Annotated in this window: 6 protein-coding genes and 1 rRNA gene; 2 read left to right on the top strand and 5 right to left on the bottom strand. The window is 73.8% G+C overall.

Annotation, left to right across the window (positions count from 1 at the left end; genetic code table 11):
* Positions 1–90 (top strand): 5S ribosomal RNA (gene rrf / locus IG94_RS39750); the annotation flags it as partial.
* A gap of 92 nt (positions 91–182) precedes the next feature.
* Here rrf and IG94_RS0128835 read toward each other — a convergent pair.
* From IG94_RS0128835 to IG94_RS0128815, 5 genes are read right to left on the bottom strand one after another with little or no spacing between them, the layout of a single operon-like run.
* Positions 183–1,493, bottom strand: coding sequence for a DUF58 domain-containing protein (locus IG94_RS0128835; RefSeq protein ID WP_031043592.1), 1,311 nt, complete (start codon positions 1,491–1,493; stop codon positions 183–185).
* A complete protein-coding gene (locus tag IG94_RS0128830) occupies positions 1,493–2,482 on the bottom strand; it encodes an AAA family ATPase (RefSeq protein ID WP_031043588.1) in 990 nt (329 codons plus the stop codon). The genes IG94_RS0128835 and IG94_RS0128830 overlap by 1 nt, the downstream gene beginning before the upstream one ends.
* A complete protein-coding gene (locus IG94_RS0128825; protein ID WP_031043576.1) occupies positions 2,482–3,690 on the bottom strand; it encodes a DUF4350 domain-containing protein in 1,209 nt (402 codons plus the stop codon). The genes IG94_RS0128830 and IG94_RS0128825 overlap by 1 nt, the downstream gene beginning before the upstream one ends.
* The gene (locus IG94_RS0128820) at positions 3,687–4,460 is read right to left on the bottom strand and encodes a DUF4129 domain-containing protein (RefSeq protein ID WP_031043571.1); all 774 of its coding nucleotides are present in this window, start codon (positions 4,458–4,460) and stop codon (positions 3,687–3,689) included. Before IG94_RS0128820 ends, IG94_RS0128825 begins: the two co-directional genes overlap by 4 nt.
* A gap of 4 nt (positions 4,461–4,464) precedes the next feature.
* The gene (locus IG94_RS0128815; RefSeq protein WP_031043569.1) at positions 4,465–5,829 is read right to left on the bottom strand and encodes a DUF7847 domain-containing protein; all 1,365 of its coding nucleotides are present in this window, start codon (positions 5,827–5,829) and stop codon (positions 4,465–4,467) included.
* 140 nt (positions 5,830–5,969) lie between these two features.
* Between IG94_RS0128815 and mtnA the strand changes: the two genes are divergently transcribed.
* Positions 5,970–7,115 (top strand): S-methyl-5-thioribose-1-phosphate isomerase, encoded by a 1,146-nt coding sequence (gene mtnA, locus IG94_RS0128810; RefSeq protein ID WP_031043566.1) that lies wholly within the window; start codon positions 5,970–5,972, stop codon positions 7,113–7,115.
* Position 7,116: the final 1 nt, after the last annotated feature.

The raw sequence follows: 7,116 nt of genomic DNA, 5'->3' as shown, positions 1-7,116 counted from the left end.
CCCGGTTACATTTCGAACCCGGAAGCTAAGCCTTACAGCGCCGATGGTACTGCAGGGGGGACCCTGTGGGAGAGTAGGACGCCGCCGAACAATTATTGCTGGGAAAGCCCCGCACCGGGAACGGTGTGGGGCTTTTCTGCGTTCAAGGGCAGTTTGCCCCCCGGCTTGGCCTCCTGGCATTCCTACAGGCGCCCTGCTGCCTTGAGTTCCAGATAGGCGTCGGCGAGTGCCGGCGGCAGTTCGTCCGGGGTCGCGTCGACGACCACCACGCCGTGGCGGCGGAGCTGGTCGGCGGTACGACGCCGTTCCGACTGGGCCTGCGCGGCCGCTGCGGCTTCGTAGACGGCCTCCGCGTGGCCGCGGGCCTCTGCCATCTTCGCGACGTGCGGATCGGCCACGGCGGCCAGAAGGACCGTGTGGCGCCGGGTCAGTCGTGGGAGGACGGGCAGCAGGCCTTCCTCGATGGGAGCGGCGTCCAGCGTCGTGAACAGGACTACGAGAGAGCGGCGAGGCGCCGACCTGAGAGCGGTGGCGGTGAGGGCACGGGCGTCGGTCTCCACCAGTTCCGGCTCCAGCACGGCCATCGTGTTCACCAGCGAGGGCAGCACGTCACCCGCGGAGCGGCCCTGCACGAGGGCGCGTACGCGCCGGTCGTGGGCGAGGAGGTCGACACGGTCACCTGCGCGCGAGGCCAGGGCACCCAGGAGCAGGGCGGCGTCCATCGAGGCGTCGAGGCGTGGAGCGTCGCCCACGCGGCCGGCCGAGGTGCGGCCGGTGTCGAGGACGAGCAGGATGTGCCGGTCGCGCTCCGGACGCCACGTGCGTATGGCCACGGTGGACTGGCGTGCGGTGGCTCGCCAGTCGATGGAGCGGGTGTCGTCGCCGGGGACGTACTCGCGCAGGCTGTCGAACTCCGTGCCCTCGCCGCGGGTGAGGACGCTGGTGCGGCCGTCGAGTTCGCGCAGGCGGGACAGTTTGGAGGGGAGGTGCTTGCGGCTGGTGAAGGGGGGCAGGACGCGTACCGTCCAGGGGACCCGGTGGCTGCCCTGGCGGGTGAAGAGGCCCAGGGGGCCGTACGACCGGATGGTCACGCGATCGGCCTGGCGGTCGCCGCGCCGGGTGGGCCGTAGGCGGGTCGTGACACGGCGGCGTTCCCCGGCGGGCACCCTGAGGCTGTGGCGGGAGGCTGTCGTCTCCGTGCCGGGTTGCCAGCTGCTGGGAGGCCAGGCGTCGCGCACGCGGGCCCGCAGGGGGCGGTTGGACGGGTTGCTGACCGTCAGAGTGACGTCGGCCGTGTCGCCCAGGCGTGCGGAGGTGTCGCCGGAGCGGGTGAGGCTCAGGCGCCGTACGGGGGCGGCCAGGGCGAAGTCGCAGGCGCATGCCGCGGCGAGCGGAGCGTTGACGGCGAGGATGCCCGTCCAGCCCGGGTCCCAGATGCCGATCGGGACGGAGCCGAGGGCCGCGATGAGTGCGGCGCGTCCGGTGAATGCCATCAGCGGGGGACCGGGACGTGGGCGAGGATCGCGTTGATGACGGAGTCCGTGGTGACACCCTCCATCTCGGCCTCCGGGCGGAGCTGGAGACGGTGCCGGAGCGTGGGCAGGGCGAGGGCCTTCACGTCGTCGGGCGTGACGTAGTCGCGGCCCGTGAGCCAGGCCCACGCACGGGCGGTCGAGAGCAGTGCCGTCGCTCCGCGCGGCGAGGCGCCGAGGGTGAGGGACGGCGATTCGCGGGTGGCACGGCAGAGGTCGACGACGTACGCGGTGATCTCCGGGGAGACGGTCGTCTTGCCGACCTCGGCGCGGGCGGCCTCCAGGTCGGCAGCGCTCGCGACGGGGCGTACGCCGGCGGTGTGCAGGTCGCGCGGGTTGAAGCCGGAGGCGTGGCGGGTGAGGACGTCGATCTCGTCCTGCCGGGTCGGGAGCGGAACCGTGAGCTTGAGGAGGAAGCGGTCCAGCTGTGCTTCGGGGAGGGGGTAGGTGCCCTCGTACTCGACCGGGTTCTGGGTGGCCGCGACGAGGAAGGGCTCGGGCAGGGGGCGGGGCGTGCCGTCGACCGTGACCTGGCGTTCCTCCATGGCTTCGAGGAGGGACGACTGGGTCTTCGGTGGCGTGCGGTTGATCTCGTCGGCGAGGAGCAGGTTGGTGAAGGCGGGGCCGGCCTGGAAGGAGAATTCGGCGGTGCGGCTGTCGTAGACGAGGGAGCCGGTGACGTCGCTCGGCATCAGGTCGGGGGTGAACTGGACGCGCTTCGTGTCCAGTTCGGTGGCGGCGGCAAGGGCGCGGACCAGGAGGGTCTTGGCGACTCCGGGGACGCCTTCGAGGAGGACGTGGCCGCGGCACAGGAGGGCCACGACGAGACCGGTCACGGCGGCGTCTTGGCCGACCACGGCCTTGGCGATCTCGGCGCGCAGGGCTTCGAGGGCGGTGCGGGCGTTGCCCGGGTCCGCGCTCTGCCCGGCGTTGTCAGTGGTCGGGTCCATCATGGACGGCGTACCTCACTTTCGAGGGCGTCGAGTTGGTCGGCGAGGGCGATCAGGGCCGCGTCGTCGCCGGGCGGCGGGCCGAAGAGGAGGGGCTGGAGCGGCCGGGCGTCGCCGTGGAGGTGGGCGGAGAGCGCGGGGAGCAGGGCTTCGGGCGAGTGTGCCTGAGTGACGGGGACGCCTACGAGGGGGGCGAGGCGGGTGCGGGTGGCGGAGCGGAGAGCGGCGGCGGCGCGGTCGCGGGCGTTCGCCTTGCGGTAGAGGCGGGCGCGGCCTTCGGCGGTTTCGGAGGCGCGGATCGCGACGGGGAGTTTCTCGGCGACCAGGGGGCCGAGCCGGCGTGCCCTCCAGAGGGCGGCGAGGCCGGCGGCGACGAAGAGTTGCAGGGCGCCCCACAGCCAGCCGGAGGGAAGCAGGTCGAAGAAGCTGCGTTCGTCGTCCGGTTCGGGGATGTCGGAGAGCGAGGGGAGGTACCAGACCAGGTGGTCGCGGGAGCCGAGCAGTTGCAGGGCGAGCGAGGCGTTGCCCTGCTCGTCGAGATGGTCGTTGACGAGGATGTCGCGGGCGCCGAGGACGACGGTGTCGCCCGGGGTGTCTCCCTGGGCCGCTTGCTCGGACGTGTCGGGGACGCGGAGCAGGGTGGCCAGGCGGCGGGCGGGGTAGCAGGTGTCGGCTTCGAGGTGGGTGCTGTAGCGGATGCCGCCCGTGTCGGCGTCTCCCGCGCGCCGCGCGGCGGGCAGGTCGCAGGCGGGGGACAGTGTCGAGTCGAAGCTGAGTGCCGGGTCGGCGGTGACGCCGGGGACGAGGCGTTCGACCGCGGGGCCGCCGGGGGCGACGAGGACGGTGCGGCCGCCGGAGCCGGTGGTCGCGGCGCGCAGCCCGTTCTGCTGGCGCTCGGTCAGCAGGTCGGGGGCGGCGACCAGCAGGGTGGTGTCCGGTCCGGCGGCCGAGCGGGCCTCGTCGGCGGTGGTGACCACGCGCGTGGACACGCCGCGGTCGGCGAGGAGTTCGGCGACGGCGCGACTGCCCCGGGGGTCGGCGGAGCGGGGGTCGAGTTCGCCGTGCCGTGCGTCGGAGCGGACGGCGGCGATCACGACTGCCCCTACGAGCAGCACCACGAGGGCGAGGGCGATGCCCCGCGCGCGTGTCCACACCTGGTGGGCGGTGGGCGAGGCCGAGGTGGTGGGCGCGGTGGCCTCGGTGGTCATCCGGCGGCTCCCCGGCCGCTGTCGCGGTCCTCGCCGGCCGCGGCCGTGCTGCTCGCCAGGCGCGGCTTGCTGCGCTCCAGGTCGCGGTCGAGTTCGGTGAGGCTTCGGTACGACTGTTCGGTGCCGGGGCGGCCGCCGTACGTCACGTCGTCGAAGTCGCGGGCCGCGGTGCGGAGTCGGCCGAGGTGGGCGGGCAGGGCGCGGCCCGCCTCGGTGGCCGCCTCGCCGGCGGTGCGGCCGGGGCGGACGTCGAGCAGAGCGCGTTCCTCCAGGGCGCGGACGACGGCCCGCATGCGTTCCCGGACGGCCTGGTTCCAGTGGCCCTGGGCGGCGTGCGCCTGTGCGGCGGCGCGATGTTCGGCGGCGCTGCGGGGGCGTTCGTCGAACAGGGCGGGCGCGGTGGCCGGCCCGCGGCGCGGGGTGCCCAGGCGCCACCACAGGGCGCCCAGCACCGCCACGACGGCCAGGACGATGACGACCAGGCCCAGCGTTCCTCCGGGTGCCGCTGCGGACGCCCGGCCGAGCAGCTCGCCGATCCATTCCCAGAAGGCGTCCAGCGCCTTCTGGAACCAGCTCGGGTCGTTCTCGTGGTACATCTGCTTCGACAGTTCGCGTCGCGCCGCCTCCCGCGCGGGGTCGCGCGGAATCGTCACCGGCGGTTCGTCGCCGGAGCGCGGCAACGACCGTACGAGGGTGGCGTCGGTGCGCGACACGGTGCGTACGGCGGTGCGCGACAGCACCTCTGTGAGAACTCCCCCCGCCCCGCTCACCGCATCAGCTCCCCGGGACGGCGCCGGGAGCGCCGGGGCCCCGGGAGCCGGCGGCGCGGGCCAGATCGAGATCGAGGGCCTCGCGGCGGATGCGCTGGTCGATGTAGAGCAGCACCGTGACGCCCGCCGTGATCGGGAAAGTGATCATGGAGCCGATCACCGAGCCGATGCCGCTGACGACGAGGAACGTCCAGCCGAGGTCGCCGCTGCCCTCCAGGAGCCCACCGACGCCGTCGCCGCCGAGGGTGGCCGCGAGGAAGGTGAAGGGGATGACGATGATCGACGCGACGACGTTGGCGATGACCGTGGCGAGCAGCTGAATGCCGAACACCCGCCACCAGGAGCCGCGGACCAGCTTCGCGGAGCGGCCCATGGCCTTCCTGATGCTCTGCTTCTCCAGCATCAGCGCGGGGGACGCCAGCGAGAGGCGGACCATGAGCCACACGGTGACCACGCCGCCCCCGAGGAAGCCCAGGACGGTCAGGGCCAGTCCGGGCCCGCCGGCTCCCGCGGCCGCGACGAGGAGACCGGGTGCCATGGCGACGGTGACGATGCCGGCGACGATGAGCAGCAGCAGGATGATCAGGCCGAAGAGCTTCAGTACCTGTGGCCGGGCGTCCCGCCAGGCTTCGGCGGTCGTCACCGGCCGGCCCAGTACGGCGCGGCTGGTGACGGTGGTCAGCAGCGCGGTGGCCAGGACGGTGCCGATCAGGGAGAGCAGGAAGACGACACCGGAGTTGACCGTGGTGTCGGTCAGGGCGTCGCCGAGTTCGCTCAGGGTGGCGTCCGGGTCGTTGAGGGCCTCGGTGCTGGTGTTGTCCAGGACGAGGCCCTGGAGCAGCACGACGATGATCTCCGTGAAGACGGCGACGGTCAGGGAGACGCCGAGGACCGTGCGCCAGTAGCTGCGCATGGTGGAGACGGCGCCGTCGAGGATCTCGCCGACGCCGAGCGGGCGGAGCGGGATCACTCCGGGCTTCGCCGCGGGCGGGGGACCGCCCCAGCCGCCTCCCCAGCCGCCGTGTCCGCCGGGGGCGCCGTAGCCTCCCCATCCCCCGCCCGGCCCGCGGTGGCCGCCGCCGGGCGGGGCCGGGGGCGGGGCGCCCCAGCCCTGGCCGGGCGGTGGGGGAGGCGGGGCCTGGCCCGGGGCGGTGGGCCCGGTGGGCGCGGACCACTGGCCGGGGGGCGGCTGCTCCTTGGACCACTTCGTGCCGGGGCTCGTGGGTTCCGCACCCGGCCGGTCCGCGGGCTGCGCGGGCTGATCGGGACCGGCGGGGCGGTCGGCGGGCTCGGCGGGGCCGGACGCGCCGGGCTCACGCCCGTCGGACGGGGCGGATCCGGGCGAGGCCCAGCCCGGAGTGTCGTTCATCGTCGCTCCTTCACGGTGCCCGTCCGCGTGCGCGGCGGCAGGTTGGCAGCCATCGTGTCATGGGGCGGTCGGCAGCGGACCAGGCACGGTATGGGCTGCGCACCTTCAATTGTCCGCCGGACAGGGGGCAGACTGACCGCATGGCTGATCGAGACGCGCGAAGCGGCGAGGACAGGCTGCCGACCGGGATACCGGCGGTGCTCCGCTGGGAGGAGCCTCCCGAGGGGCCGGTGGTGGTGCTGCTGGACCAGACCAGGCTCCCGGCCGAGGAGGTCGAACTGGTCTGCACGGACGCGGCCGCCCTCGTGGAGGCCATCCGTTCGCTCGCCGTGCGCGGGGCGCCGCTGCTGGGCATCGCGGGCGCCTACGGCGTCGCGCTCGCCGCCGTGCGGGGCTTCGAGGTGGCCGAGGCGGCGGCAGCGCTGGAGGGAGCCCGTCCCACCGCGGTGAATCTCGCCGTGGGAGTGCGCCGGGCACGAGCCGCCCACCAGGAGGCGCTGGCCAGGACCGGTGACACCCGCCGGGCGGCCGACGCGGCGCTGGCCGCGGCCCGTGCGCTGCACCAGGAGGACGCCGAGGCCAGCGCACGGATGGCCGGGCACGGAATGAGGCTGCTGGACGAGTTGCTGCCCGCCGGCGGGCACCGTGTCCTGACCCACTGCAACACCGGTTCGCTGGTGTCGGGCGGCGAGGGGACCGCCTTCGCGGTGGCGCTCGCGGCCCACCGGGCGGGTCGGCTGCGCCGCCTGTGGGTGGACGAAACGCGTCCCTTGCTGCAAGGTGCTCGCCTGACGGCATACGAGGCGGCCCGCAGCGACATGGCGTACACCTTGCTCACCGACAACGCGGCGGGTTCGCTCTTCGCGGCGGGTGAGGTGGACGCGGTACTCGTCGGCGCGGACCGCATCGCGGCCGACGGTTCGGTGGCGAACAAGGTGGGGAGCTATCCGCTCGCGGTGCTCGCGCGCTACCACCATGTGCCGTTCATCGTCGTGGCTCCGGTCACGACGGTGGACCCGGACACGCCGGACGGGGCGTCCATCGAGGTGGAACAGCGCCCCGGATATGAAGTGACCGAGGTCACGGCGCCGCAGGTGCCGGTGGCGGGAGCGGGAGGCGGGATTCCGGTGGCACCCCTGGGGACCCAGGCGTACAACCCGGCGTTCGACGTGACGCCGCCCGAGCTGGTGACGGCGATCGTCACCGAGGAGGGCGCGGTTTCGCCCGTGACCGGCGAGGCCCTCGCGGAGCTGTGTGCCAGGTCACGCCAGGTAACGATTAGCTAAT

The sequence above is a fragment of the Streptomyces olivaceus genome (genome assembly GCF_000721235.1).
In the GTDB taxonomy this organism is placed as follows: domain Bacteria; phylum Actinomycetota; class Actinomycetes; order Streptomycetales; family Streptomycetaceae; genus Streptomyces; species Streptomyces olivaceus.
This window is presented reverse-complemented; position numbering and strand designations above follow the sequence as displayed.